This window comes from Bradyrhizobium sp. CB82 (assembly GCF_029714405.1).
Taxonomy (GTDB): domain Bacteria; phylum Pseudomonadota; class Alphaproteobacteria; order Rhizobiales; family Xanthobacteraceae; genus Bradyrhizobium.
Map to the genome: position 1 here is coordinate 4,728,434 of NZ_CP121650.1, position 25,140 is coordinate 4,753,573.

At 60.9% G+C, this 25,140-nt stretch carries 20 protein-coding genes and 1 tRNA gene; 15 read left to right on the top strand and 6 right to left on the bottom strand.

Features of this window, described 5'->3' with window-relative positions; all coding sequences use genetic code 11:
* Positions 1–22 precede the first annotated feature (22 nt).
* The 9 genes from QA640_RS22975 (at position 23) to QA640_RS23015 (ending at position 10,972) form a co-directional block, all read left to right on the top strand.
* Positions 23–1,552, top strand: coding sequence for a glycosyltransferase (locus QA640_RS22975; protein WP_283035238.1), 1,530 nt, complete (start codon positions 23–25; stop codon positions 1,550–1,552).
* A gap of 26 nt (positions 1,553–1,578) precedes the next feature.
* The gene (locus tag QA640_RS22980) at positions 1,579–3,129 is read left to right on the top strand and encodes a TylF/MycF/NovP-related O-methyltransferase (RefSeq protein ID WP_283035239.1); all 1,551 of its coding nucleotides are present in this window, start codon (positions 1,579–1,581) and stop codon (positions 3,127–3,129) included.
* Positions 3,126–4,379, top strand: a complete 1,254-nt coding sequence (locus QA640_RS22985; RefSeq protein WP_283035240.1) for a glycosyltransferase — start codon at positions 3,126–3,128, stop codon at positions 4,377–4,379. Before QA640_RS22980 ends, QA640_RS22985 begins: the two co-directional genes overlap by 4 nt.
* Positions 4,380–5,759 carry a glycosyltransferase gene (locus tag QA640_RS22990; RefSeq protein ID WP_283035241.1) on the top strand — a complete coding sequence of 460 codons (1,380 nt, stop codon included), beginning with the start codon at positions 4,380–4,382 and terminating at the stop codon, positions 5,757–5,759.
* Positions 5,728–7,044, top strand: a complete 1,317-nt coding sequence (locus QA640_RS22995; protein ID WP_283035242.1) for a glycosyltransferase — start codon at positions 5,728–5,730, stop codon at positions 7,042–7,044. The genes QA640_RS22990 and QA640_RS22995 overlap by 32 nt, the downstream gene beginning before the upstream one ends.
* Entirely contained in the window at positions 7,044–8,264 is a 1,221-nt protein-coding gene (locus tag QA640_RS23000) for a hypothetical protein (protein ID WP_283035243.1), read from the top strand. Before QA640_RS22995 ends, QA640_RS23000 begins: the two co-directional genes overlap by 1 nt.
* A 119-nt stretch (positions 8,265–8,383) precedes the next feature.
* Positions 8,384–8,662: a polysaccharide biosynthesis protein gene (locus tag QA640_RS23005; protein ID WP_349253637.1), complete on the top strand. Its 279-nt coding sequence runs from the start codon at positions 8,384–8,386 to the stop codon at positions 8,660–8,662.
* A gap of 161 nt (positions 8,663–8,823) precedes the next feature.
* Positions 8,824–9,531, top strand: coding sequence for an ABC transporter permease (locus QA640_RS23010; protein ID WP_283035244.1), 708 nt, complete (start codon positions 8,824–8,826; stop codon positions 9,529–9,531).
* Complete coding sequence (locus QA640_RS23015) at positions 9,521–10,972, top strand: ABC transporter ATP-binding protein (RefSeq protein ID WP_283035245.1); 1,452 nt, start codon at positions 9,521–9,523, stop codon at positions 10,970–10,972. Before QA640_RS23010 ends, QA640_RS23015 begins: the two co-directional genes overlap by 11 nt.
* A gap of 115 nt (positions 10,973–11,087) precedes the next feature.
* On the opposite strand, the gene QA640_RS23020 is transcribed toward QA640_RS23015, so the two are convergent.
* Complete coding sequence (locus QA640_RS23020) at positions 11,088–12,455, bottom strand: O-antigen ligase family protein (protein ID WP_283035246.1); 1,368 nt, start codon at positions 12,453–12,455, stop codon at positions 11,088–11,090.
* Positions 12,456–12,792: 337 nt separating this feature from the next.
* On the opposite strand from QA640_RS23020, the gene QA640_RS23025 reads away from it, so the two are divergent.
* The 3 genes from QA640_RS23025 (at position 12,793) to QA640_RS23035 (ending at position 14,322) form a co-directional block, all read left to right on the top strand.
* Positions 12,793–13,239 (top strand): hypothetical protein, encoded by a 447-nt coding sequence (locus tag QA640_RS23025; protein ID WP_283035247.1) that lies wholly within the window; start codon positions 12,793–12,795, stop codon positions 13,237–13,239.
* A gap of 36 nt (positions 13,240–13,275) precedes the next feature.
* Positions 13,276–13,533 (top strand): hypothetical protein, encoded by a 258-nt coding sequence (locus QA640_RS23030; RefSeq protein WP_283035248.1) that lies wholly within the window; start codon positions 13,276–13,278, stop codon positions 13,531–13,533.
* Positions 13,534–13,731: 198 nt separating this feature from the next.
* On the top strand, positions 13,732–14,322 hold the full coding sequence (locus QA640_RS23035) for a hypothetical protein (protein WP_283035249.1): 591 nt from the start codon (positions 13,732–13,734) through the stop codon (positions 14,320–14,322).
* 541 nt (positions 14,323–14,863) lie between these two features.
* Here QA640_RS23035 and QA640_RS23040 read toward each other — a convergent pair.
* The 4 genes from QA640_RS23040 to QA640_RS23055 all read right to left on the bottom strand — a co-directional run bounded on the left by QA640_RS23040 (position 14,864) and on the right by QA640_RS23055 (position 16,787).
* Positions 14,864–15,118 (bottom strand): hypothetical protein, encoded by a 255-nt coding sequence (locus QA640_RS23040; RefSeq protein WP_283035250.1) that lies wholly within the window; start codon positions 15,116–15,118, stop codon positions 14,864–14,866.
* A 147-nt stretch (positions 15,119–15,265) separates the two neighbouring features.
* Positions 15,266–16,135, bottom strand: a complete 870-nt coding sequence (locus tag QA640_RS23045) for a hypothetical protein (protein ID WP_283035251.1) — start codon at positions 16,133–16,135, stop codon at positions 15,266–15,268.
* Position 16,136: 1 nt separating this feature from the next.
* Entirely contained in the window at positions 16,137–16,334 is a 198-nt protein-coding gene (locus QA640_RS23050) for a hypothetical protein (RefSeq protein WP_283035252.1), read from the bottom strand.
* 180 nt (positions 16,335–16,514) lie between these two features.
* A complete protein-coding gene (locus QA640_RS23055; protein ID WP_283035253.1) occupies positions 16,515–16,787 on the bottom strand; it encodes a hypothetical protein in 273 nt (90 codons plus the stop codon).
* A 29-nt stretch (positions 16,788–16,816) separates the two neighbouring features.
* Between QA640_RS23055 and QA640_RS23060 the strand changes: the two genes are divergently transcribed.
* Positions 16,817–17,053: a hypothetical protein gene (locus tag QA640_RS23060; RefSeq protein ID WP_283035254.1), complete on the top strand. Its 237-nt coding sequence runs from the start codon at positions 16,817–16,819 to the stop codon at positions 17,051–17,053.
* Between the two features lie 201 nt (positions 17,054–17,254).
* Here the strand turns inward: QA640_RS23060 and QA640_RS23065 are convergent.
* A tRNA-Arg gene (locus QA640_RS23065) sits at positions 17,255–17,331 on the bottom strand.
* Between the two features lie 382 nt (positions 17,332–17,713).
* On the opposite strand from QA640_RS23065, the gene QA640_RS23070 reads away from it, so the two are divergent.
* Positions 17,714–22,918: an alpha-2-macroglobulin gene (locus QA640_RS23070; RefSeq protein WP_283035255.1), complete on the top strand. Its 5,205-nt coding sequence runs from the start codon at positions 17,714–17,716 to the stop codon at positions 22,916–22,918.
* On the top strand, positions 22,918–25,128 hold the full coding sequence (gene pbpC, locus QA640_RS23075; RefSeq protein ID WP_283035256.1) for a penicillin-binding protein 1C: 2,211 nt from the start codon (positions 22,918–22,920) through the stop codon (positions 25,126–25,128). The genes QA640_RS23070 and pbpC overlap by 1 nt, the downstream gene beginning before the upstream one ends.
* The last annotated feature ends 12 nt before the right edge of the window (positions 25,129–25,140 follow it).

A 25,140-nucleotide genomic window follows, 5' to 3' on the forward strand; every position in this document is an offset into this window, starting at 1 on the left:
CGTGTTCAACGGGGCCAATTACATGCGAGCCGCGATCGATTCTGCTCTCGCTCAGTCTTGGCCAGCGACAGAAGTCATCGTCGTTAACGATGGCTCGGCTGATGGGGGGGCCACGGCAGAGATTGCTCGATCATACGGTGACCGGATTCACTACATCGAGAAACCCAATGGGGGCGTTGCCTCGGCACTCAACGCTGGTATCTCAGCTATGAAAGGCGATGTTTTTTGCTGGCTTTCTCACGACGATCGACACTGGCCCAACAAGATCGAAAGACAAATGGCTGAGTGGGAAAAGCGCGGTCACAGCGACATCGTTCTGATAAGTGACTATCGCTTGATCAACGAACACAGCGACACAATTGCAGACGTTCGCCTTGCACATGAGACACTAGCAGCCAAACCGCAATATACCCTTCTGCGAGGCTCGATTCACGGCTGCTCTGTCTTCGTTCCAAGGAAGTTGTTCGCCAAAGTCGGGACTTTCGACGAGAGCTTGCCGACGACCCAGGACTACGACCTGTGGCATCGCATGCAGCGTGCCGGCATTGAGTTCGTCCATATGCCAGAGATCTTAATCGACAGCCGATGGCACGCCGAACAGGGTTCAAAGAAAATCAATCATATCCACGAAGCAACGCAATTTTGGCTGCGTGTTGTCAAAGACATCGGAGTGGACGAACGAGAAGCACTAGAGGGAAGCAATTTCCGTTTCCTTGCTCAGATGGCAGACTTTTTGGCGACAAACGGGCTCACAGACGCAGCGGATTGCCTGATGGAACAGGCGAACCAGGGCCTTTCAGATATTCTCGTCTCAATCATAATACCGACTTACAATCGGTATCATCTTTTGGCAGGCGCCATCAGCAGCGCCTTGAAACAAACCCATCGTCGCATAGAAATCATTGTGGTTGACGACGGTTCGACCGATGATGCCTGCTCCTTAGAAACCATAGTTGCAAGACATGCTTCGCACATTCGGCTTCTGCGCCAAGCGAATTCAGGCCCCGCTGCCGCGAGGAATAGGGGGTGGATGGCGGCTAGGGGAAAGTACGTAGCGTTTCTCGATTCAGATGATCTATTTCTACCTCATAAAATCGAATCGCAACTGCGCTTTATGGAGGCCACTTGCGCTGCATTCAGCCACACCAGCTACTTCCGCCATTGGGCTCGCAAGCGCGGTCTCGTGCGCATCAACTCAGGAGCGGGGAATAAATTCCCCCAGATAATCGGCGGGTGTGGAATTGCCACGCCGACCGTCATGATGCTCAACAATCTCAAGGACAACTTTCAATTTCCGGAGGGCGTCCGCCTCGGCGAAGACATCATCTTGTGGCTACGCGTTGCGGCGAAACATGGGATTGAAGGGTTGGACAGTGCGCTAACCGTAGTCCGCGCCTCCCAAGAATCTACAGGATACGATACATCGAAGCTATCGAAAGGAATAGCCAACATTCTTGCGGCAGTACGTGAAGACGTTGACCTTGCCCGTCATGAAACGGAAGTTGCGAGATTAGCTCACGCCGCCAACACGATCGAGGCTCCGACGATATGATTTGGACTCCGCGCAATGCGTTACGAATGATTTTCCACCGGCTGCCGCCAGTTCGTCGCTTGCGCTCTGCACTTCTGGATCAAAGCGTCGAATTGGTTGCGACAAGCCAAGCATTATCGCAGCTGCGAATTGAAATTGCGCAATCGCAAACCAAATGTTCAATTGCAGCGACCGAATCCGCTCAGCTCAAAGATGAATTAGCGAGTGTCACCGAGAAGCTTGATGCAGCTTTAGCTCTGGCGTCATCGCTCGAGGTCGAACGGGATCTAGCGAATGGCGCGCTCCAAACCAAACTCTCAATCGCAACGGCCGAATCCGCTCATCTCAAAGCTGATTTAGCGAGTGTTGCCGAGAAACTTGATGCAGCCTTAGCTCTCGCGTCATCGCTCGAGGTCGAACGGGATCTAGCAAATGGCGTGGTCCAAACCAAACTCTTAGTCGCAATGGCCGAATCCGCTCATCTCAAAGCTGGATTAGCGGGTGTCACCGAGAAGCTCGATGCAGCCTTAGCTCTCGCATCATCGCGCGAGGTTGAGCGGGATCTAGCGAAGGACGCGTTCCAAACCAAACTCTCGGGAGAGGTCTCAAGTCGTTTCGACGTAGTACTTCGTTCAATAGGTGAGATTACTAGCGAGCACACTGACCTCGTTCTAAAAAAAGTCCACGTTGCGGCTCAAACGCAAGAGCAGAAAATCGAATTGTTAACCGCAAACGTCACCGCCATTGGTAGTCAAGCAGAAGCGCAGATGCGTGAAATACGAACCCGCCTCGAAGGAGATAGGCGGTCGGCCGACGGAAATGCCGTCGGTCTCTATCTGGACTTGCTAGAGGGTTCGTTAACGGGAACGCTGCGTTCGGACGTTTCGCAGGCGCCTTGGGCGAAGAACGTGTTTGACCCCGCGCGTCGGGCGGTTGGACGAGATTGGCCGTCGCACGCAGAGACGATGATCGGTACCGCGCGGATGAAGAATTTGCGGGCGCTGACGCAGCGGGCTCTCGAGGAAAAAGTGCCCGGCGATCTGATCGAAACCGGCGTGTGGCGCGGCGGTGCATGTATTTACATGCGCGGCATTCTGGCAGCGGCCGGCGATACAAGCCGCCGGGTATTTGTCGCCGATAGCTTCCGCGGCCTTCCTGCTCCTGACGAAGCCGCCTACCCCGCGGACGCCGGCGACCAGCACCACACGTTCGATCAGCTCGCCGTCTCGCGCGCCGAAGTCGAGGCCAATTTTCGTCGGTACGCCCTGCTGGACGAACAGGTCGTGTTCTTGGAGGGATGGTTCAAGGACACCTTGCCGACCGCCCCCATCGAGAAATTGGCAGTTCTGCGGCTCGATGGCGACATGTACGAAAGCACGATGGATACCCTCAACGCACTCTACGCGAAAGTATCTCCAGGCGGGTTCGTGATTGTCGACGACTACATTCTCAAGGCCTGCGCCCAGGCCGTGGATGACTTCCGAGCTCGTTATGGAATTTTAGCACCCATGCACGAAGTCGACGGCGCGGCGGTTTGGTGGCAGGTGCCAAAGGATTCGCCTGCCGGATCTCCAGCCAATCTCAGCGGTGAGGCATGAACCGCAGCGTTCCTCAGGAAAGCCTGCCTGTGGCCGGCGAACATCCATCACGTTTGCCGAAAATCGCCGTGGTCACCACGGCCGCGCCTCCGTCTGCGAGTGGACAAGCGAGAGTTCTGGAGCGTCTCATGGTACCTGCAAGAGTTGCTCCTCCGGTCTACCTCACGGATCAACTTCAAGCGCTCGAGGCCGAAGGCAACCGCTTCGGCAGCTATCATTCGCTTGGTCCTCCCCGCCATCAATTGATATCTCCCGCACCGGAAGCGTTGCGGAAATTAAACAACTATGGTGGGTTGCTGCGCAGTGCGATGTCGAGAACGAAGGAAATCACATCGATCCTGCGAAACGAGTCGGTCGATGCGATCGTTGGCTGCACGGCCAGTCCGTTCGACCTTCCCGCAGCTTATTTTGCGTCGCGGCGGCTGAAAGTTCCCTTCGTCGCCTATCTGTTCGATGATCCCATCTTTCAGTGGGAGCCAGGCATCTACCGGTGGCTGGCGCGATTTTGGGAGCCGATATGGGGCCGCGGCGCCGCCGCCATAATCGCACCGAACGAAGTCCTGGCGAACGACGTGCGCGGGCGTCTCCCAGCGGCGAAGATCTATATTGTGAGAAATCCCGTTGACCCCGCGGGCTTCTCCAATGAGCCCACCGGCATACCGCAGGATGAGCCGGAACGACACGCCGGGCGACCCTGCCGATTACTGTACACGGGATCAGTGTATTCGGCGCAGGCGAGCGCCTTTCGCAATCTGAACGCGGCGCTTAACCGGTTGGCGGGCCGCTTCGAACTCGACGTCTACACCTCTCAGCCCATTACTGCGCTGGCCGCAAACGGCCTCGACGGCCCCTATGTGCGCCATCATGCACATACTCCTCAGTCGACCGCACTGTCGTTGCAACGAAATGCGGACGTCCTTTTTCTGCCGCTGTCATTCGACTCCGCGATCCCCGAGGCGATCCTATCGTCTTCGCCCGCCAAGCTCGGAGAATATCTTGCCGCCGGCACCCCTATCCTGGTTCATGCGCCCGCCGGGTCGTTTGCGACCGAGCTCCTGCGGAATGCTGACGCCGGCCTGATTGTCGACACCTCCGATCCGGATCGGCTGGTCGCGGCGTTGACCACGATTTCCAACGACCCCAAACTTAGGCGCCGTCTCACCAAGAACGCAGCACTCCTTGCCGAGGAATTCCACGTGGAGCGGGCGCGAGATGCGTTTTGTTCAGTCATCTCGTCGTTGGATCGCTGAATGACCGTGCGGCGCAAGATACTCTTTGTAGCGATGCACAATAGCCCGCACACCGCGCGATGGATCGATATCGCGGCGGATCTGGGTTACGACCTCCATATTTTTCCGCTCGAGCCGAGCACTCCACACCACAAGCTGCGGGATTTGACGCTTCACGTTCCGGTCCTGGACGAGCCGCCAAAAGAGGCCGTGAAGGAAGCCCGCCGGAAAGGTATCCGTTCTCGCGTCCTCAACTTCCTGCGTCTCCTGCGATCCGACCCAGCTCATGCCTTGAAGCGCATCAAGCAAGCAATGTTGATCAGTCCGGCAGCGGAAGTTATCGACGTTGAGTCGCCGCCCTTTGACACCACAAGTTCAGGCGTGAAAATTCGACACTTGTCGACTTTTCAGACTATCGGCGCCATTGCCGATGTCACGGAAACCGTTCGCCTCGGACGCGATGACGAGAGTGATCAAACCACACTGCGCATTCATGGTCCTGACGTGCTTGCCTCTCTCATCAGCAAGCTCAAGCCGGATTTGATCCACTCGATGGAGTTTCAACATTCGGCCTATCTCGTGCTCGCTGCGCGCGATCGTATTAAAGGTCCGTTTCCTCGCTGGCTCGCGACTAACTGGGGCAGCGATATCTTTTTATTCGGCCGGCAACCCGACCATGCGCGGCAGATCCGGCGGGTGTGCGAAGCTATCGATCTCTACTCCTGCGAATGCCATCGCGACCTCGCACTTGGACGGGAATTCGGATATCGCGGACCGGACCTGCCGGTTCTGCCGAATTCCGGCGGCATGGACATCAACCACGTCCTGTCGCTCCGTAATCCAGAGCCCCCCTCAAGGCGCAAGCTGATCATGGTCAAGGGTTATGATCATTTTGCCGGGCGCGCGATGGTGTCGCTTGCCGTGCTCGAGCGCTTTGCCGAGCAGCTGAAGGATCACACGATCGTTCTGTTCTCGATCAGCGCAAAACCACGCGTCCGCGCACTCGAACTCGCCGAAGCAGGAACTCTCAAAATCAAGGTGATCGACTGGGCCACTCATGACGATATTCTGCGGCATTTCGGGCAGGCGCGAATCTATCTCGGAATCAGCATCTCTGACGCTATTTCGACGTCGGTGCTGGAAGCAATGGTGATGGGAGCTTTTCCGATCCAGACCAATACCTCGTGCTGTGAGGAATGGTTCGTTCACGAAAAGACCGGCTTTGCCATCCCGCCTGACGATTTTGAGAAGATATGCGAGCGCTTCGCAAGCGCGTTGACCGACGACAATCTGGTTGACACTGCTGCCGTCGAGAATTTCGAAATCATAAAATCGAGACTGGCGGTCGAAGTGCTTCGTCCGAAAATGGATGAGTTCTACCGACGGGCATTTGCCCAATGATTGCGATCTGCGTGTTGGCTTTCAAAGCATGAAGGTGCTTCAACTTAATTCATCGGACCTGATCGGAAGTCGTTTTAACGGCTTCGACGTTCGCCACCTACTCGCGGCGGACGGGATCGAAACGCATCATCTAGTCTGGAACAGGCTGAGCGATAGCGACTCCTCGAGCAAGTTTTTTGAAATTCCTCGCAGTCGCGACTTAACGAAAGTGCTAGGAAGAATCGAACGGGCGTATTCTTTCCATTCGCGTCTTCAGCTTCAATCGTTCACGCTGCCGCTACATCGCGCGTTCCGCGAAGCAGATGTGGTTCACTATCACATCATTCACGATGGCTATTTCGGCCTCGATGCGCTGCCCTGGCTCAGCCGACTCAAGCCGAGTATCTGGACTTGGCACGATCCCTGGCCGATGACGGGGCACTGCATCTACCCGCTGGGCTGCGAAAGGTGGAAGATCGGCTGTGGGGAATGCCCGAGGCTGGACCTCGTGTTCGAGATGCGCCGCGATCGCACGGCCCAGGACTTTCAATGGAAGCAGCGGCTGATCCACAAGAGCGACATCGATGTTGTGGTTGCATCCGAGCATATGCGGCGGATGGTGCAATCTTCGCCGATCGGTCGAGCCCTCCGGCTGCATTGCATTCCCTTCGGCATCGAGCTGGAGAAATTCTGTCCAGGCGATGGCGCCGCCGCGCGCGCGCGCCTCGGGGTGCTGCCAAACCGGGTGGTGATAGGCGTGCGGGCTTTTCCCGATAGCCCGTATAAAGGCTTTGGTTTCTTCCTTGAAGCCCTGCGCCGTCTGGGAGAGATCAATGTCCCGCTCTGCATTGTAGCGACCCACGCTAAGGCGCAGCTGAATGAATTCATCGGAAGGCATCAGATCATCGATTTGGGATGGACAAACGACGAGGCTTTGATTCTAGACACCTTCAAGGCTGCGGATTTCTTCGTCATGCCGTCGACCGCGGAAGCGTTCGGCATGATGGCGATCGAGGCGATGGCGTGCGGGAAACCGGTCATCGTATTTGACGGCACCTCCCTGCCTGAAGTCGCCCGGGCTCCTGATGTCGGTATATCGGTCCCGATGGGGGATATCGACGGCCTCGCCGCGGCCATATGCCGCCTTGCCGGGGATGAAGCGGAAAGACGTGCGCGAGGATCGGCGGGGCGGACCACCGCCGAAGATTTGTACGGCGATCGACTATTTGCCCGGCGGCTGGCCGGACTGTACCGGTCCGTGGCCGACAAGCATGCCTTGAACAGTCCCAGCGAGCCTGCGTCATAATGAAGACGCTACTGCTCACCGACATACCGCCCTCCAGCAATCTCACGGCCGGGATTGTCACAGCGCAAATGTGCCGGTTCGTCCCCGCCGGAGAATTGGCGATCTTTTGCGTGCAAAACCGTCATCTGAGCCCGGAGCTTTATCCGGACCTGGCTGATATCCCGATACGCTTCGCGGTCAAACCTAACGAACTCAGCTGTCGCAGTATTCGGGGGATTTCGGTCGGATTGGCTGGCGCGACCGCAATCGAGACGTTCCGTCGCCGGACCAGGATTTCGCCGCTGGTGCGTCAGGCTGTCGCCTACGGCAAAGAACAGAACGTCTCATCCCTCTGGGTCATCCTTCAGGGCCAAACCATGGTCCGAATGGCCGCTGGGGTTGCAGACGGACTCGGCGTTCCGCTCCGAGCCCAGATTTGGGATCCGCTGGATTGGTGGCTCCGAGCTCACGGCGTCGATCGTTTCAACCGCAGATGGGATGTCGCCGCCTTCGACCGAACGATGCGGGCGGCGACGGCCTGTGCTGCCGCCTCGTGGGCCATGGCGGGGCAATACGAAGAGCTCTATGGGACACCGAGCCAGGCCATCATTGCCTCGCTCGATCGGTCTATCGCGCGACGGCCAGAGCCGGCCTTGCGAACCACCGGCGAGCTAGTGATCGGAATGGCCGGGCAATTTTATGCCAATGAAGAATGGCTTGCGCTCGTGAGGGCGCTCGAACTCGCTCGTTGGCAAGTGGCCGGCCGTCGAGTAACCATTCGCGTATTCGGGCATCAGCGCCCGGTAGCCATACCAGAGGATCATCTTGATTTTCTTGGTTGGCAATCGCAGGCGAAATCCGTGGAGCTATTATCGGATACCTGCGACATTCTCTACTGTCCGTACCCCTATGCGACTTCGATGGCCGACGTCGCCAAACTCAGTTTTCCATCCAAAATCCCAACCTACCTCGCCTCGGGGAGACCAATCCTTTTCCACGGGCCGGACTATGCGAGTCCTGCGCAATACCTGAAATCGACGCGCGCCGGGTTCATTTGCCGGTCCATGGACCCCGACGCTGTATATGACGGCTTGATGCATTTGGTCGAGGATGCCCAGCTCTATGCGCGTCTCGCCCTTTCTGCTCAGGAATCCTTCATGGCGGACTTTACCCTCGAACGCATGGAAGCCGGCGTACGCCAGTTTCTTGGGTATCAAAAGCGGGACGTATGCCTTGGGTAGACATCAGATCGAAATTGGGGCAGGTACGCGCCAGTTGGGGATTTCCATGCAGAAGGTTCTCGTGATTGGAGTTTCCGGGATGCTCGGAAGCCTCACCTGTCGTTCAGCGCGTCGTCGTGTTGTCGACCGACAAGGCGGTATGTCCCATCAATGCCATGGGCATGAGCAATGCGCTGATGGAAAAGCTGATGGTTGCCAAAGCACGCTCCCTGGCACTCGACACGGGCACGATCCTGTGCGCCACCCGCTACGGAAATGTCACACCCTCCCGCGAGTCCGAGATTCCGCGTTTCGTGACGCAAGCGAAGGCCGGCCGTCCGATCACGCTGACCTATCGGACGACACCTCCGAAAATACGGAATTGCTCGATGTCGACTGGTTGGAAAACGTCCTTTTGAACCTGGATTTCATCCAGGACGAACTGTCCCGGAAAAACTGAACCTCAACAATGCGGCACCACCCAGCCTCGCTCGCCGAATTCGTCAAAGCATTGGGACGCCACCGCGTGCTGATCTTTCGTCTCGCGGCGCGGGAGTTCACGCAGCGGTTTCGCGGCAGCATGCTTGGCGCCACCTGGGCGGTGCTGATGCCGCTGTTCACGGCGGCAGTCTATACCTTCGTTTTCAGCAAGGTGTTCCAGGCGCGATGGCCAGGCATGTCTGACGGACCGTTCGACTTCGCGGTCATCTGTCTGACCGGAATGGTGGTCCATACGATATTCGCCGAGGCAGTGGCGCGCGCTCCTGCGCTTGTGCTTGGAAACGCAAGCTACGTCACAAAGGTGGTGTTCCCGCTCGAGATATTGCCGGTCGTTACCGTCCTTACGGCGCTCGTGAACGCAGGCATCGGCATCGCCATCGTCCTCATCGGCAACCTTCTCCTGAACGGAAAGATCTATTTCACGGTTCTGATGCTGCCGCTCGTGATTGCTCCTTATCTGCTGTTTGTGATCGGCTTGGTGTTCTTCTTTGCAGCCGCGGGCGTCTATCTGCGTGACCTTTCCCAACTTGTGTCCTTGCTCATCACCGTGACGTTGTTCCTGACGCCGATCTTCTTTCCGATCGAGGCCATTCCAGAATCGTTCAGACGCGCCATCCTACTCAATCCACTCACCTTCGTGGTGCAACAAGCGCGCGACGTCACGATTTTCGGCCGGTGGCCGGATTTCGTCGGACTTACGATTTACAGTGTGGCGGCGCTGGCAGCGCTTGCGTGCGGATTTTGGATTTTTCAGAGGTTACGAAACGGATTCGCCGATGTCCTCTGACCCGGCCATTTCGGCCAAAGGCCTCTCGAAGGCGTATCTAATCTATTCCCAGCCAACGGACCGTCTGCTGCAGGGCGTAGTGCCGCGTCTGCAACGGTTCGTCCGCCCGGTGGCGCGCTGCTTCGGCGCTGAACTCGGCGAGAAGACCTATTTCAGCCGTCACTGGGCGTTGCAGGAGCTCGATTTCAGAGTAGCCCGCGGTGAGACTGTAGGCGTGATCGGCCGCAACGGATCAGGCAAGTCGACGCTGTTGCAATTAGTATGCGGCACCTTGACTCCGACGACCGGTGACGTTCAGGTCAAAGGGAGGGTCGCAGCGCTGTTGGAACTAGGGTCGGGTTTCAATCCGGAATATACGGGTCGCGAGAACGTGATTCTGAATGCCTCGGTGCTCGGACTGTCGCAGGAGGAGACTAGGGCACGAATGGACGACATAGTCGCCTTCGCAGATATCGGCGACTTCGTGGACCAGCCTGTCAAGACATATTCCAGCGGCATGGCGATGCGGTTGGCGTTCGCCGTGATCGCCCATGTCGACGCCGATATTCTTATCATCGATGAGGCGCTGGCAGTCGGTGACGCCTATTTCCAGCAAAAATGCCTACGCTGGCTGCGGCAATTCCGAGAAACCGGCACGGTTCTCTTTTGCGGCCATGACACCGGCGCCGTGATGAGTCTCTGCCAGCGCGCCCTCTGGCTCGACAAGGGACGACTGCAAATGGAGGGCTCCGCAAAGGATGTCTGCGAGGCCTACGCCGCGGCGATACAAGCCCAGGCGATGGGCCTGCCGGAAAATGTTGTTCGATTGGCCCGCCCACGGCCTCGTCAGGTAGCGGCCAGTCAGAACCAAACCTCCGACAAGGGGGCGGGGTCCTTGGCAATGTCTCTTGTTAAGGAAGACGGGGTGACCAGGAGGGCTCGGCCACCGGCGCCACAGGTGGAGCCAGCTATCTTCGATGCCCGCGAGGAGAGCAGCTCTTTCGGCAGCGGGCTTGCGGAAATTGTCGAAACAACGATGACAGCTCCGGACGGCACACCACTGTCCTGGATCGAGGGCGGCGAGGCAGTCGCGATAACCATTCGGATCAAGATCGCCGCGGATATGGAAAGTCCCATCGTCGGCTTTCATGTCAAAGATCGCCTCGGCCAACCATTGTTCGGGGACAACACATTTTTGAGCCATGCCGACCAAGGACTGGCTTTCCGGCAAGGACAGGAGGTCGCGGCCCGCTTCGTGTTCGTTCTCCCTAACCTCGCATCCGGACGCTACTCCGTCACGACGGCAATCGCCTCCGGCACTCTCGACGTCCATGTGCAGCATCATTGGCTACACGACGCGCTGCTGTTCGACGTGCACTCGCGGCACCGTAACGGCGTTATGGTCGCGATACCTATGCAAGAAATGGAACTCAAGATAATCGAGACAAATCTGCGCGATTGAGTAGTCTATGAGCGCGCCTCGAAGCGGCCGCGGCTGACGCAACCTCACGCTTAGCTTACCACGGATCTGACGCGACAATGTATCCGCACCCCAGATGCGCAGCGATGCGGCGGGCTTAGATGCAGGCTTCCTGGTGTGCGCCTTTCGAGGCGATGGCGGTGTTGCTCTGAATGCGGAGCACTTCTCCTCCTGCAACCCCAACCGCTAGAACGTAGAGCCAACCCTCGTACGTATCCATCAAATGAGAGTTGAAAACCGAGCTTGCGATATTCTGTACTGTCGCCAGCATACCGATCCAGGCGACCGGGGCGCTGATGCAGAAGAGTCGCAGATGGGCTATCCACATTACCCAAAGAATTATGATTCCGATGCTGCCCCACTGGACGGCAGCGGCAAGCGTCTGGTTGTGAGGATTTCTGACAATGACGGCCGAAACCCCTGCCTGGCCGATCGCATCTTGCTGGAAGAGACCTCGGATCGAACCGGTCCCGTGGCCCATGACGGGCGCCATTTCAAAAAATCGCAATGATTTGCGCCAAAATTCAAGTCTCATAGCTGCTGAAGGCTCGTTCTCTCCTATTGGAGCATCCGGCTGCACAGCCAATTCCGCGAAAATCGTGGAGACTTTTCGATGGAGGTTAGGAGATATCTGCCACAGTCCCCCGCAGATGATCGCTGCTCCGATCAGTCCTGCAACGACTTGCCTTCGATTTACGTAGCGCACCGTCAACAGGACCAACATGATGGGGATATAAAAAAATGCGGTCCGAGCGACGTTGACGAAGGCGAGGTTGACAAAGAATAGACTAGCGGTCGCTCCGAGGGCCGCAGCTGAATAGCGGTCTTTCCGAGACGCGGCCTCGAACGCGAGACCTGCCAAGGCAGTCGCAACGAACGCAAATCCCTGACTTTGGTCGATATAATTTCTCACCGGAACGCCCGCGTAACCAACTTTTTCAACAATGGCCATCGAGGGCACTGCGTATGCTAGGAAGGAATACCCCAGCAAAATGACGTTCGATCCGACGAAGGCGGCGAATATCCATGTTGCCCGTCGACTGTACCGGAAGTGCAGCAACAGGAGCGGGAGCAGCAGCAGCTTGATCATCTTGTCGAGAGCGCCGAGCCGCTCTGAGCAAGGTACTCCGGTTGCCCAGGCCGTTCCGATGGCGGCAAGAACTACAAGCGCAATCGGCAAAGCTCCGGCAGGCTGACTTAAGGCTGCAACCAGCCGCTCCGTCTTGATCGTTGGCCAAATGAGAAAGAAAATTGCGATCCCAAATATGCTGGTTGCACTGGTCGACCAAGGCAATACCGCCGCAAGGCCCAGCACCGCGACGTCAATGTTGCGACTTCGTAGAGCTCCCGCGCGGGCCAGCTCGGGGCCACTCCAGGTGGTACACGCGAGGGACGCTTCAGTCGCAAACCGGGATGTCGCGGCGTTGAGCTTGAGAGCTAACGATGTGAGCATCGGAAGAAACAATTTCTAGTCTTGGGATGGGAGCGAGAGCTCGAAACCTCTCCGCTGGTGGGTCGCTGATGACCTGCCGCCGGCGATTCACGGCGCATCAAAGATGAATGAGCGTACAGCTATCCCCGCAAACACTATGGTGCCTGTGGTGGTCGCGAAGTCAGGTATGTTCATCTTTTGACCGCCCCCGTTTGTGCAGGCCGACACTACCGCGCCATCACCGGCCGGGCATGCTCCCGTTGCCGTTTTCCACGCCAATCAGCACTTGCAAATTGTCCAGCTTACCGACATGAGACGTCGCGTGTCCGTGAACGGGGGTAGGGGACGGGGCGACATCCTTGGGGCATCCGTGTTCAGCTGGCGGGACGACCTGGACGATAAGCAGCGGCTCGACCTCATGCTTGAAACGGCCATCGACCTCGCCGCCAACGGCTTCAACATGATCGACATACTGCGCGAATTCGCCAAGGTGAAGCAGTTCAGAGCGCTCGGAGATGAGAGCCAACCCATGTGCCGCGCCCTCACGCAGGCATTGATCGGCAAAACCCTAAGCATCGGTGGCTCGATGAGCATCACTACGGCCCTCGACAAAGCGCCTGAAAGCCGGCCCCGGATACACCGGCATGGTCCGCCAAGTCTATTCCAGACACGGCCATTTTCTTCTCGCCATCACGGATGCTGGCCGATCCTATCTAGATCAGCAGCAGGCCCGGCGGATCCTGGCGCGTTGAAGGCTGCTCTACGGCCCTCGGATGGGCTGATCCGAAGGCACGACATCCGCGCGCAGGCCTGCTAGAACACACGCCGGGCGTGGGCGTGTTGGGAATCAGCAATGGCAACGGACGAGGCAAACGCCAAACTGGCGGCGCATCTGCAGGACACCTTCGACATCGCATCGCAGTACGTTGACGCTGCAGGGTCCGACCCGCATGTCGCATTCGTGAAGGCGATCGGCGTGCTCGCCGGCGTGCTTTACATCTGCGCCCACGAGGCCGATCGCGAAGCGAAGATCGCGGAGGCGGCCGACCTGCTCCGGGACCACATCAAGGTGCTCGACGAAGTCGCCGGCTTCGGCGCTGAAATGCACTAACCCTCCATAGATGAACACACCGCCGTCATCGAAAATCCGCTTCCGCGTTGATCCCGGCGACGTGCCTGCGGAGAAGGCCGCGCGCCGCTTGCACCTCACGCTCCACGAATTTCAGAAGGTGTTGCCCGACCTGCTCAAGCGCGGCTTCCCAGCCGCTGATCAGACGACGGGCATGTTCGATCTCGATGCCATCGACGCATGGCGGAAGAGTCGGCACCGCGCCTTGTACGACGCCCAGGCGGCTCTTCCGCCTGCACCGCCCCGGCGGCGGATAGGAGAGTTTTCGAAGAGGCACGGCGAATGAAGAAGGTGCTTTTTATCCTGGTCGCGGCCTTCGTCGGCTTGGTCATGGTGCTGGTCTTCAACACGGAGAACGAGCGGCAGATACGCATCGACCAGGCAACCACGCCAGAGCAACTTGCGGCAGCGCTTCTGGACGGCGGCAAATCGCAGGTGACGTTTGATAATGGCGTCCTGGTAGTCGGACACACCCTCGACGCTGTCCTTTCGGCTAGCACGGCCGTGAGCGGCTTCAACGTGAACGTCGCGCGGATGGTGCCGGTCATCTTCGCCAGATTCCCGCAGGTGAATTCGATCATTTTCCGGGAAAGTGGACCCTTCCACGACATCCGCGGCAACGAATCGACCGAGGAGATGCTGAGGATCGCGTTCATGCGGGAGGACTCCGACCGCATTCATTGGGACAGGATCAGTTACGACAACATCCCCAAACTAGGCGAGAATTATTGGATGCACCCCGGCCTGCGCCGCGCGCTGAGCTCGAACTAGGGTTTGGCACGGCGGGGCGTTTCCCCTCTTGCCCTTCCATATCCCCAACGCCTCTGGGCCATCCGGCAGCGCAGCCGGCTGGGCTGTGTTCAAGCGATATTCATCGTCAAAGTAGCGCTTGACCGCCGGCGTATACCGTCCGCCCATCAGCGCGTCGATTTTGGGGAAGCCGCGTCGTTCGAGCAAAGGGGCGATCTGCTTCCCGGCCCATCATGTCGCACATCTCGGCGGGGACGTCGTCGGGCACATTGTCGATTGGGCGCATGCCTGGGCTCCGTGGATGCCGGCCTGAGGCGAAGACGCTCGCGGCGCGCATAGCGGCCGAGCCGAGGAAGTTCACCGCGGATGTGATCGCATGCCCATTTCTGGGGGGGAATACTATGCGCAATTTGGGTCTGGCGGCTCTTGCCGTCGCGCTTGCCGGCTGCGCTTCATCTTCAGCCGATATCGCGGCCACTTACGTGTCGCCGGTCAGTTACCAGAGCTTCACGTGTCAGCAGCTTGGAATGGAAGCTCAAGCCACTCGGCGCGAGCGGCAGCTTTATCGGGCGCACAAGATAGCCAACGCACAAAGGATGTTGTCGCTACGACCGCCGCCGTCGTGATCTTCTGGCCTGCAGCTTTCCTTGTGGGTGGCGACAAGCAGACCGCGGCAGAGCTTGGGCAGATGAAAGGGCAGTTGGTCGCGATCGAGCAGGCCTCGATTGCCAAGAAGTGCAGCATCCAATTCCAGGGCAAGCCTGATGGCGCGACCGCGGCCACGGCCGAACCCGAGCCGCCACAGCAGGTCGCACAATCCAAGCCTCGCGCAAAGTCAAAGCCTCGAGGGCCACGCCACAGCCCGAACCGGCTAAGCAATAGGACTGCGAAGTTCTTCGAGCATGTCCTGACGTGCCGCCAAACCTTGCGGCAGGGCTGACAAAGAAATTTACGCGATAGCGGCCTAAGCAGCCCGCAAGCTGTTGCTGATGGTTGGGCCTTCAAAGATCTTGATCGCTCCGGCGCGGCGGATGTCGTGCTCGTACATGCAGCGCAAGAGCCACAACCGCTGCCACAGGTCGTCCGACGAGTTCAGCTTCGTCACTGAGAGACCGAGGCGCATAGCTTCGTCGGCATCAATGACTGAACCGTGAGACGGGTACTGTTGGCGCGACGCTAACGCTTGGACCACAGAATTTATCTCTCCGGGCTGCTTGCCCTTCATCATGCCGGTGCCGAGAAGGGTTTCTGCCAGCTTCATGGTCTGCGCGATGGCGTGCTGTGCAGCCTGCATAAAGACCGGGTCGACACCTTGCACTCCGATCAAAAAATGCGCCGGAACGATATTGTTTGGTCCGAGAGAAATGAACGGATCAGCTGGGCCAAGTTCCGAGGCGGGTCCCATGATGACATTTGATCCGACGAGCGCGAGCATCGTTCCGTTGCTCTTTGCTCGGCATGGAACGACCACCCTGAGATCTGGTGCGAGAGTGCGAAGCAACGATGCAATCTTCTCGGTGGGATCCGTGTAGCCGCCGGGGGTCTCAATGAGAAGATCCACCGGGCCGCCTTTGGCGTCACGCAACATCTCGGTGAAATAGACTTCGTCACCGAGGCTGATTTGCGCCCGTTGGTCGGCCATGGAGGCAAAGTAAACAAGCAAGGTCCGGCCCGTTACGGCCTGGATATCGCGTATCAGTAATTGCCGGAGATACCTGTCCTTCTCCGCGACCCAAAACAGCGGAGATTGCTTAGGCAAACTCGTCGACCGCGGAAATTGCTCCTCGGCCGCTGCTGGTACGGGCACGGGTGGTGCCGGCGGGTCTCCAGCCATGCTATTCCGTGGGTGTCGTCGCCGATCGCTGACGAATTGATTCCGCAAGATCTCGCAAATTGACCTGCGGGCTCTGCTCGGCATCGTAGGTATGCGGATCAATCCTCACGGGTGGAGAAACAAACCCCAAAAGGGTGCTGTAGTTTTGATCGGGACGCTCATCTACCGGGCCGTGCAGACGGCCGGTTGCCATAGACATGGTGGTCTCCCTCTGCGACTCAGAAAATGCCCTAATTCAAATCCGAACATCTCTGCAATTAACGTCGCGTTAATGAAGAAGTTCGGTGGCCATGCAAGGGAAGTAAAGGCACACAGGATGCCTGACTCGTCAACTTAATTTGACGCTTTACAAGCGAACGCGGCCCATACCGGCGCAGAATCAGGCCCTCATCGGCACCACGTTGCCTGCCTTGGCTGGCACGGGACCGGCGCAATAGGTCGCCCAATCGGCGATCATGCGCAGCCGCTTCTCGCGCATGTTGCCGCGGCGGTAAGTCGCCTCGACCTTGTCTGACACGTTGTGCGCAAGTGCCATCTCGGACATCTCGTTCGGGAAGCCGGTCTGCTCGGTGCACCAGTCCTTGAAGGTCGAACGAAAGCCGTGGACGGTCAAGTCCTCGCCGAAGCCCATGCCCTCCAACAGCTCGAGCATGGCCATGTTGGACAGCGGTCGCCGTCCTCATGGGCGAACAGACATTCGCCGCGATCTGGCAGGTGGCCCAGGATCTCGAGCGCGCGGTCCGACAGCGGGACGACGTGGTCACGCTTGCGGGCGCCCTTCTTGTTGCCCTTCAGGCGGGTGGCGGGGACCGTCCAGGTGGTCACCACCCGGTCAACCTCGGTCCACACCGCGCCGATCGTGTCGCTTCTGTGTATAATCAGGGTGTTTTCGGCTGGTGGCGAATCGAGGCGAATTAATGCGCTGGCGGAGACGTGATCCGTCAGCTCTCGGCGCGCGCCGACGCTTGTGCGCCGGTGGACGAGAGGAGCCCATGTCGCGCACCATGTCGCGCCGATTTGCCGGGAGCGCAGGGGAGGCATTGAGAATTCAAGGGAATTTTGCGCAACAGGCGCAACACGATTCGAGGGCCTAAATATTCCCTAAGTCATTGATTTTTCTGGCGATCCCGGCAGGACTCGAACCTGCAACCCGCGGAGTAGAAATCCGCTACTCTATCCAGTTGAGCTACGGGACCGTCTGGACGGCCCCGGGGGATGGGGCCCGGCGACGTCTTTAGCACGCCAAATATGAAAAATCCGCGCCCCCGCCAAGTCCGGATCGAACCGTTTTCCTCAAGTCAGCGACAAAGCAGAGCGATGGACTTTTCACGGTCCCGTTCTGCGCCAGCTGCGCTTAGACGTAGCACGCGCGTCCGGGACTCTGTCCACCGGCTGATTTTGTCCGGTGCTGCCATGGCTGAGGCGGCGCCAGGGGCGGCACTTCGGAGGCCCACTCGGGCTTGCTTGCCAATGGCGCATGCGACGTTTTGCTATTCTGGTTCCATCGCCTTGGGTCTGTCACCTTTCCGCGCATTTCATCGCGCACGCGGCGCTCGCCCGCGCTCCCGGGAGTCCATCATGATCGATTTGGTTCGCGCCGTCACAATCTGCGCAACGCTGGTGCTCGGCCTGGTATCGGCGCAGGCGGCCGACAAGGCCTTCAAGCGCGACGATCTCGCCGATGCCGCGATCAAGCTGGAGGCGCAGATCAAAACCGAGGCGGGGCCGGTTGCCAAGACCAACGCGACCCTGCGCACCGACGCGGATGCCGCCTTCCGGCGCAACGATGGCCGCAGCGGCCTTTCGATCCTCGGCCAGATCGCCGCCACCACGCCTGAGGATGCCGGCAACTGGCTGCGCCTTGCGCGCGTCATCTTCCAGATCGTGCCGAAGAGCTCGAGCGAGCAGACCTTTCTGCTCGAGCGCGCCTCGACTGCCGCCTACATCGCCTATCAGCGCGCCGGCAATGCGGGCGAGGAGGCTGATGCGCTCGCAGTCCTCGGCAAGTCGCTCGCCGAGCGGAAATTGTGGCGGCCGGCGCTGGATGCGCTGCGGCTGTCGCTCGACATGCGGGAGGTCGCCGACGTCCGCGGCCAATATGAGAAGCTGCGCGACGAGCATGGCTTCCGGCTGCTCGACTATACCGTCGATTCCGACTCGGCGAGCCCGCGCGCCTGCTTCCAGTTCTCCGAGGAATTGGCCAAGCGCACCGATTTCGCGCCGTTCCTGGCGCTCGCAGGCACCGACAAGCCGGCACTGTCGGCCGAGGGCAAGCAGCTCTGCGTCGACGGCCTGAAGCATGGCGAACGCTACAACATCAACTTACGCGCCGGCCTGCCTTCGACGGTGAAGGAGGGGCTGCCGAAATCGGCCGAGTTCAACATCTATGTGCGCGACCGCAAGCCGTTCGTGCGCTTCACCAGCCGGGCCTATGTGCTGCCGCGGACAGGTCAGCGGGGCATTCCCGTGGTCAGCGTCAATACGCCGGCGGTCAACATCAACGTGTTCCGGATCGGCGACCGCAACCTGATCAACACGGTCGTCGACAGCGACTTCCAGAAAACCCTGTCGCGCTACCAGCTCTCCGATCTCGGTGGCGAGCGCGGTGTAAAAGTCTGGTCCGGCGAACTTTCGACCGCGATGACGCTGAACCAGGACGTCACCACCGCATTCCCGGTCGACCAGGCACTCGGCGATCTCCAGCCCGGCGTGTACGTGATGACGGCAACGGCCAAGGGGCCGGGCAGCGACGACGATTACCAGCTCGCAACGCAATGGTTCATTGTCTCCGACCTCGGGATCACTGCGTACTCCGGCAACGACGGCATCCATGTGTTCGTCAACTCGCTGGCGTCGACTGAACCTGTGGCGAAGGCCGAGGTGCGCCTGGTCGCCCGCAACAACGAGATTTTGGCGACCCGCAAGAGCGACGAGGCCGGCCATGTACTGTTCGAGGCGGGCTTGGCGCGCGGCGAGGGCGGGCTATCACCTGCGCTGCTCACCGTCAGCGGCGAGAAGGCCGACTATGCCTTCCTCAGCCTGAAAACCAGCGCCTTCGATCTGTCCGATCGTGGCGTTGCGGGACGCGCGGTACCGCCCGGCGCCGACGCCTTCGTCTATGCCGAGCGCGGCGTCTACCGCTCCAACGAGACCGTGTACCTGACCGCGCTGTTGCGCGACGGGCAGGGCAATGCCGTCACCGGCGGACCGCTCACGCTGGTGATCGAGCGTCCCGACGGCGTCGAATTCCGCCGCGCCGTACTGTCCGACCAGGGCGCCGGCGGCCGCACGCTCTCCGTTCCGCTCAACTCCGCGGTCCCGACCGGGACCTGGCGGGTGCGCGCCTTCACCGATCCGAAGGGCTCATCAGTCGGCGAGACCACCTTCATGGTCGAGGATTACGTCCCAGATAGAATCGAGTTCGATCTCAGCGCCAGGGACAAGCTGATCAAGGCGAATGCCCCGGTTGAACTGAAGGTCGACGGCCATTTCCTCTATGGCGCGCCCGCCTCGGGCCTCCAGCTCGAAGGCGACATGCTCGTGGCGCCTGCCGCGGAGCGGCCCGGCTTTGCCGGCTACCAGTTCGGCGTTGCCGACGAGGAGACCACCAGCAACGAACGCACGCCGCTCGAAAACCTCCCGGAGGCCGACGCCAATGGCGTGGCGACCTTCCCGGTCACGCTGGACAAGCAGCCGGCCTCGAGCCGGCCGCAAGAGGCGCAGATCTTCGTCCGCATGGCGGAGACTGGCGGTCGCGCGGTCGAGCGCAAGCTCGTGCTGCCGGTCGCACCCGCCGCCGCGATGATCGGCGTCAAGCCGCTGTTCGGCGACCGGAACGTTGCCGAAGGCGACAAGGCCGAGTTCGACATCGTGTTCGTCTCGCCCGAGGGCAAGACGCTTCCCCGCGACGGCCTGCGCTACGAGCTCCTCAAGCTGGAGTCGCGCTACCAGTGGTATCGCCAGAACAATTACTGGGAGTACGAGCCGGTCAAGTCCACCTCGCGCGTCGCTGATGGCGATCTCACCATTGCCGCCGACAGGCCCTCGCGCATTTCACTGAATCCCCAGCCGGGCCGCTACCGGCTGGACGTGAAATCGAACGACGCGGATGGTCCGGTGACGTCGGTGCAGTTCGATGTCGGCTGGTATTCGGACGGCAGCGCCGACACGCCCGACCTTTTGGAGACCTCGATCGACAAGCCGCAATACGGCTCTGGCGACACCATGACGGTGTCGGTGAATGCGCGTAGCGCCGGCAAACTCATCATCAACGTGCTCGGCGATCGCCTGCTGACAACGCAGACCGTCGACGTCAAGGAGGGCACCGCGCAGCTCAAGATCCCCGTCGGCAACGACTGGGGCACCGGCGCCTATGTGGTGGCGACCCTGCGCCGACCGCTCGATGCGGCTGCCCGGCGCATGCCGGGGCGGGCGATCGGGCTGAAATGGTTCGGCATCGACAAGCAGACGCGCACGCTCGCGGTGAAGCTGACGCCGCCGGCGCTGATCCGGCCGAACTCGATGCTGAAGATCCCGGTGAAGCTCGACGGGCTCAATCCGGGCGAGGACGCCAAGATCGTCATCGCGGCGGTCGACGTCGGCATTCTCAACCTCACCAACTACAAGCCCCCGGCGCCCGATGATTATTATCTCGGCCAGCGGAGCCTGACTGCCGAGATCCGCGATCTCTACGGCCAGCTCATCGACGGCATGCAGGGCACGCGCGGCCAGATCAAGTCCGGCGGCGACGCCGGTGGTGCCGAGCTCCAGGGCTCGCCGCCCACACAAAAGCCGCTCGCGCTCTATTCTGGCATCGTCACAGTGGCCGCCGACGGCACCGCGGAAGTGAGCTTCGACATTCCAGAGTTCGCCGGCACCGCGCGCGTCATGGCGGTGGCGTGGACCGCCACGAAGCTTGGCCGCGCCACGACCGACGTCGTGATCCGCGACCCCGTGGTGCTCACGGCGACTCTGCCGCGCTTCCTGCTCAATGGCGACCACGGCACGGTCAACCTCGAGATTGACAATGTCGACGGCCAGGCCGGCGACTACACGATTTCCGTGAAGACAGGCGGCCCGGTGAAGATGACCGGCAGTCCCGCGACCACGGTCAAGCTCGCCGCCAAGCAGCGCAACTCGTTCTCGCTTGCGCTCGATGCGACTGCGGCGGGGCAGGCGACGCTCGACGTCGATATGAAGGGGCCGAACGGGCTGGTGCTCGCGCGGCACTATGCGCTCGATGTCAAGGCGGCGACGCAAGTGCTGGCGCGCCGCTCGATCCGGACGCTTGCGAAGGGCGAGAGCCTGACGCTGACGTCAGACATGTTCTCCGACCTCGTGCCGGGCACCGGCAGCGTCTCCGTCTCGGCGAGCCTGTCGACCGCGCTCGACGCCGCGACGATCCTCAAGGCGCTCGATCGCTATCCCTATGGCTGCTCGGAGCAGATCACGAGCCGCGCCATGCCGTTGCTCTACGTCAACGAGCTCGCGGCCGGCGCGCACCTTGCCATGGACACCGAGGTCGACCAGCGCATCCGCGACGCGATCGAGCGGCTCCTGGCGCGCCAGGGCTCGAATGGATCGTTCGGCTTGTGGTCAGCGGGCGGCGACGACGCCTGGCTCGACGCCTACGTAACGGACTTCCTCACCCGCGCCCGTGAAAAAGGCTTTGTGGTGCCCGACGTGCTGTTCAAGAACGCGCTCGATCGCATCCGCAACTCCGTCGTCAATGCCAACGAGCCGGAAAAGGACGGCGGCCGCGATCTCGCCTACGGCCTCTACGTGCTCGCGCGTAACGGTACGGCTCCGATCGGCGACCTCCGCTATCTCGCCGACACCAAGCTGAACAATCTGGCGACGCCGATCGCCAAATCGCAGCTTGCGGCGGCGCTCGCGCTCGTCGGCGACCGCAACCGCGCCGAGCGGGTCTACGGCGCAGCACTCGATAGCCTCGCGCCCAAGCCCGCGCTGGAGTTCGGCCGCAGCGACTACGGCTCGCAGCTCCGCGATGCCGCAGCCCTCGTCTCGCTCGCCAGCGAAGGCAACGCGCCGAAGGCGACGCTGACGCAGGCCGTATCCCGTGTCGAGACTGCGCGCGGACTGACGTCCTACACGTCGACGCAGGAGAATGCGTGGCTGGTGCTGGCCGCGCGGGCGCTGGCGAAAGAGAATATGTCGCTCGATGTCGACGGCCAGCCGGTCAAGACCGCGCTGTACCGCAGCTACAAGGCGGCGACGCTGGACGGCAAGCCGCTGAAGATCACCAACACCGGTGACGCTCCGATACAGGCCGTGGTCTCGGTCTCGGGCTCGCCGGTGACGCCGGAGCCTGCGGCTTCAAACGGCTTCAAGATCGAGCGCAACTACTTCACGCTCGACGGCAAGCCCGCCGACATCGGCAAGGTCAGGCAGAACGACCGCTTTGCGGTGGTGCTGAAGATCACCGAAGCGAAACCGGAATACGGGCACATCATGGTGTCGGACTATCTGCCAGCGGGTCTCGAGATCGACAATCCAAAGCTGGTCTCGTCGGGCGACAGCGGCACGCTCGACTGGATCGAGGACGGCCAGGAGCCCGAGGATACCGAATTCCGCGACGATCGCTTCACCGCAGCAGTCGATCGGGCCTCGGACTCCAAGTCGGTCTTCACCGTCGCCTATGTCGTGCGCGCGGTCTCGCCCGGTAAATACGTGCTGCCGCAGGCCTATGTCGAGGACATGTACAATCCCTCGCGCTATGGCCGCACGGGCACGGGCTCCGTCGAGGTGCGGACGGCGAAGTGATGAGCGAAGCGGCAGGTTCCTCTCGTCATTCCGGGGCGGTGCGAAGTACCGAGCCCCAATGCGCAATTGCGCATTGTGGAATCTCGAGATTCCGGGCCTGGTCCTTCGGACCATCCCGGAATGACGGCAGCGAAGGCGGGCGCGGAATCGCGCGTGTCCTCTCGGCTGCCGCCCTCACGTTCATCCTCGCCACCTGCGCCTTCGTAGCCTGGGTCATCTCCCTCGGCCCTCTGCCACTCGACGAGGCGCGCCAGGTCTCGACCACCATCGTCGATCGCAACGGCAAGCTGCTGCGTGCCTATGCGATGGCCGACGGGCGCTGGCGGTTGCCGGTCGAGACCAAAGCGAACGTCGATCCGGCTTATGTGAAGCTGCTGCTCGCCTATGAAGACCAGCGCTTCTACGCTCATGACGGCGTCGATCCGCTCGCGCTCGGGCGCGCCGCGATCCAGCTCGCGACGCGCGGCCACATCGTCTCAGGCGGCTCGACCATCACGATGCAGCTCGCGCGGCTGATGGAGCCGCGGCGGCAGCGTTCGCTCTATGCAAAAGTGCGGCAGATCGTGCGCGCGATCGAGCTGGAGCGTAGCCTGAGCAAGGACCAGATCCTCGATCTCTATCTCGCATTGGCGCCCTATGGCGGCAATCTCGAGGGCATTCGCGCCGCGTCCATCGCCTATCTCGGCAAGGAGCCCAAGCGGCTGTCGCTCGCTGAAGCCGCGCTTCTGGTCGCATTGCCGCAATCGCCGGAAACGCGTCGGCTCGACCGCTATCCCGAGGCGGCGCGCATCGCGCGCGACCGCGTCCTCGACCGCATGGTCGAGGAGCACCAGATCAGCGCCGATGATGCGAAGCAGGCGAAGGCCGTGCCCGTGCCGATGCTGCGCAAGCCGATGCCGATCCTGGCGCCGCATGCCTCCGATACCGCGCTTGCAACCGTCAAGGATACGCCCGTCATCAGGCTGACGTTGGATGCCAACCTCCAGAAGGTGCTGGAGCCGCTCGCACGCGATCGCGCCATCGCGCTCGGGCCGAACATCTCGGTTGGCATCATCGTCGTCGACAACGAGAGCGGCGACGTGCTGGCGCGCGTCGGCTCCGCCGATTATTTCGACGAGAGCCGGGCCGGGCAGGTCGACATGACCCGCGCGCTGCGTTCACCGGGCTCGACCCTGAAGCCGTTCATCTATGGCCTCGCTTTCGAGGACGGCTTCGTCCACCCCGACAGCCTCATCGACGATCGCCCGGTCCGCTTCGGCTCCTACGCGCCCGAAAATTTCGACATGACGTTCCAGGGCACGGTGCCGGTGAAGAAGGCGCTGCAGCTGTCGCTGAACGTGCCGGCAATCGTGCTGCTGGACCGTGTCGGCCCCAACCGCCTGACCTCGCGGTTGCGGCAAGCCGGCGGCAATCTGGTGCTCCCCAAGGACGAGGCGCCGGGTCTCGCCATGGGGCTCGGCGGAGTCGGCGTCACGCTACAGGATCTTGCGCAACTCTATGCAGGTCTCGCCAGGCTCGGAACCACGCGCCCCTTGCGCGAGGTCATGACCGACAGGGACGCGCGCGAGCCGCTGCGGCTGCTCGACCAGGTCGCGGCCTGGCAGGTCGGCAACGTGCTCCTCGGTACGCCGCCCCCCGAAAACGCCGCCCACAACCGCATCGCCTTCAAGACCGGCACCTCCTACGGCTATCGCGACGCCTGGTCGGTCGGCTTCGATGGCCGCATGACCATCGCCGTCTGGGTCGGCCGTCCCGACGGCGCGCCGGTTCCCGGACTGATCGGCCGTGCGGCGGCTGCGCCGATCCTGTTTGATGCCTTCGCCCGAAGCGGAAAGTTGCCGGTTCCGCTGCCCAAGCCGCCCAAGGGAACCCTGATCGCCAATAACGCCCAGCTGCCGTTACCCCTGAGGCGGTTCCGCCCCGTCGGGGAGCTCGTCCGCACCAGCGGCGAGCAGGCGCCCCACATCCAGTTTCCCCTCAACGGCTCCCGGATCGACGTCGACCGCTCGGCCGGCGCCGATGCAGCCGCCATGCCTGTGAAGGTCGCTGGCGGCGTTCTGCCCATGACGATTCTGGTCAATGGAACCGCTCTCGGCGAGATCGACGGACGGCGCCAGCGCCTAATTGATCCGCCCGGGCCGGGCTTTGCCAGGCTCACCGTGATCGACGCCATGGGCGCCGCCGACACAGTTGTCATTCGAATTCAATGATCCCCGGCTTAA

What these genes read in the sequence shown, in the direction of transcription:
- QA640_RS22995 (WP_283035242.1), top strand. Translation starts at nt 5,728, where the DNA reads ATGAGTTCTACCGACGGGCATTTGCCCAATGATTGCGATCTGCGTGTT.
- QA640_RS22985 (WP_283035240.1), top strand. Translation starts at nt 3,126, where the DNA reads ATGAACCGCAGCGTTCCTCAGGAAAGCCTGCCTGTGGCCGGCGAACAT.
- QA640_RS23045 (WP_283035251.1), bottom strand. Translation starts at nt 16,135, where the DNA reads ATGGCTGGAGACCCGCCGGCACCACCCGTGCCCGTACCAGCAGCGGCC.
- QA640_RS23010 (WP_283035244.1), top strand. Translation starts at nt 8,824, where the DNA reads ATGCTTGGCGCCACCTGGGCGGTGCTGATGCCGCTGTTCACGGCGGCA.
- pbpC (WP_283035256.1), top strand. Translation starts at nt 22,918, where the DNA reads ATGAGCGAAGCGGCAGGTTCCTCTCGTCATTCCGGGGCGGTGCGAAGT.
- QA640_RS23000 (WP_283035243.1), top strand. Translation starts at nt 7,044, where the DNA reads ATGAAGACGCTACTGCTCACCGACATACCGCCCTCCAGCAATCTCACG.
- QA640_RS23060 (WP_283035254.1), top strand. Translation starts at nt 16,817, where the DNA reads ATGGGCGAACAGACATTCGCCGCGATCTGGCAGGTGGCCCAGGATCTC.
- QA640_RS23035 (WP_283035249.1), top strand. Translation starts at nt 13,732, where the DNA reads ATGGCGGAAGAGTCGGCACCGCGCCTTGTACGACGCCCAGGCGGCTCT.
- QA640_RS23070 (WP_283035255.1), top strand. Translation starts at nt 17,714, where the DNA reads ATGATCGATTTGGTTCGCGCCGTCACAATCTGCGCAACGCTGGTGCTC.
- QA640_RS23055 (WP_283035253.1), bottom strand. Translation starts at nt 16,787, where the DNA reads ATGCTCGAGCTGTTGGAGGGCATGGGCTTCGGCGAGGACTTGACCGTC.
- QA640_RS22980 (WP_283035239.1), top strand. Translation starts at nt 1,579, where the DNA reads ATGATTTTCCACCGGCTGCCGCCAGTTCGTCGCTTGCGCTCTGCACTT.
- QA640_RS23015 (WP_283035245.1), top strand. Translation starts at nt 9,521, where the DNA reads ATGTCCTCTGACCCGGCCATTTCGGCCAAAGGCCTCTCGAAGGCGTAT.
- QA640_RS23050 (WP_283035252.1), bottom strand. Translation starts at nt 16,334, where the DNA reads ATGTCTATGGCAACCGGCCGTCTGCACGGCCCGGTAGATGAGCGTCCC.
- QA640_RS22975 (WP_283035238.1), top strand. Translation starts at nt 23, where the DNA reads ATGCGAGCCGCGATCGATTCTGCTCTCGCTCAGTCTTGGCCAGCGACA.
- QA640_RS22990 (WP_283035241.1), top strand. Translation starts at nt 4,380, where the DNA reads ATGACCGTGCGGCGCAAGATACTCTTTGTAGCGATGCACAATAGCCCG.
- QA640_RS23030 (WP_283035248.1), top strand. Translation starts at nt 13,276, where the DNA reads ATGGCAACGGACGAGGCAAACGCCAAACTGGCGGCGCATCTGCAGGAC.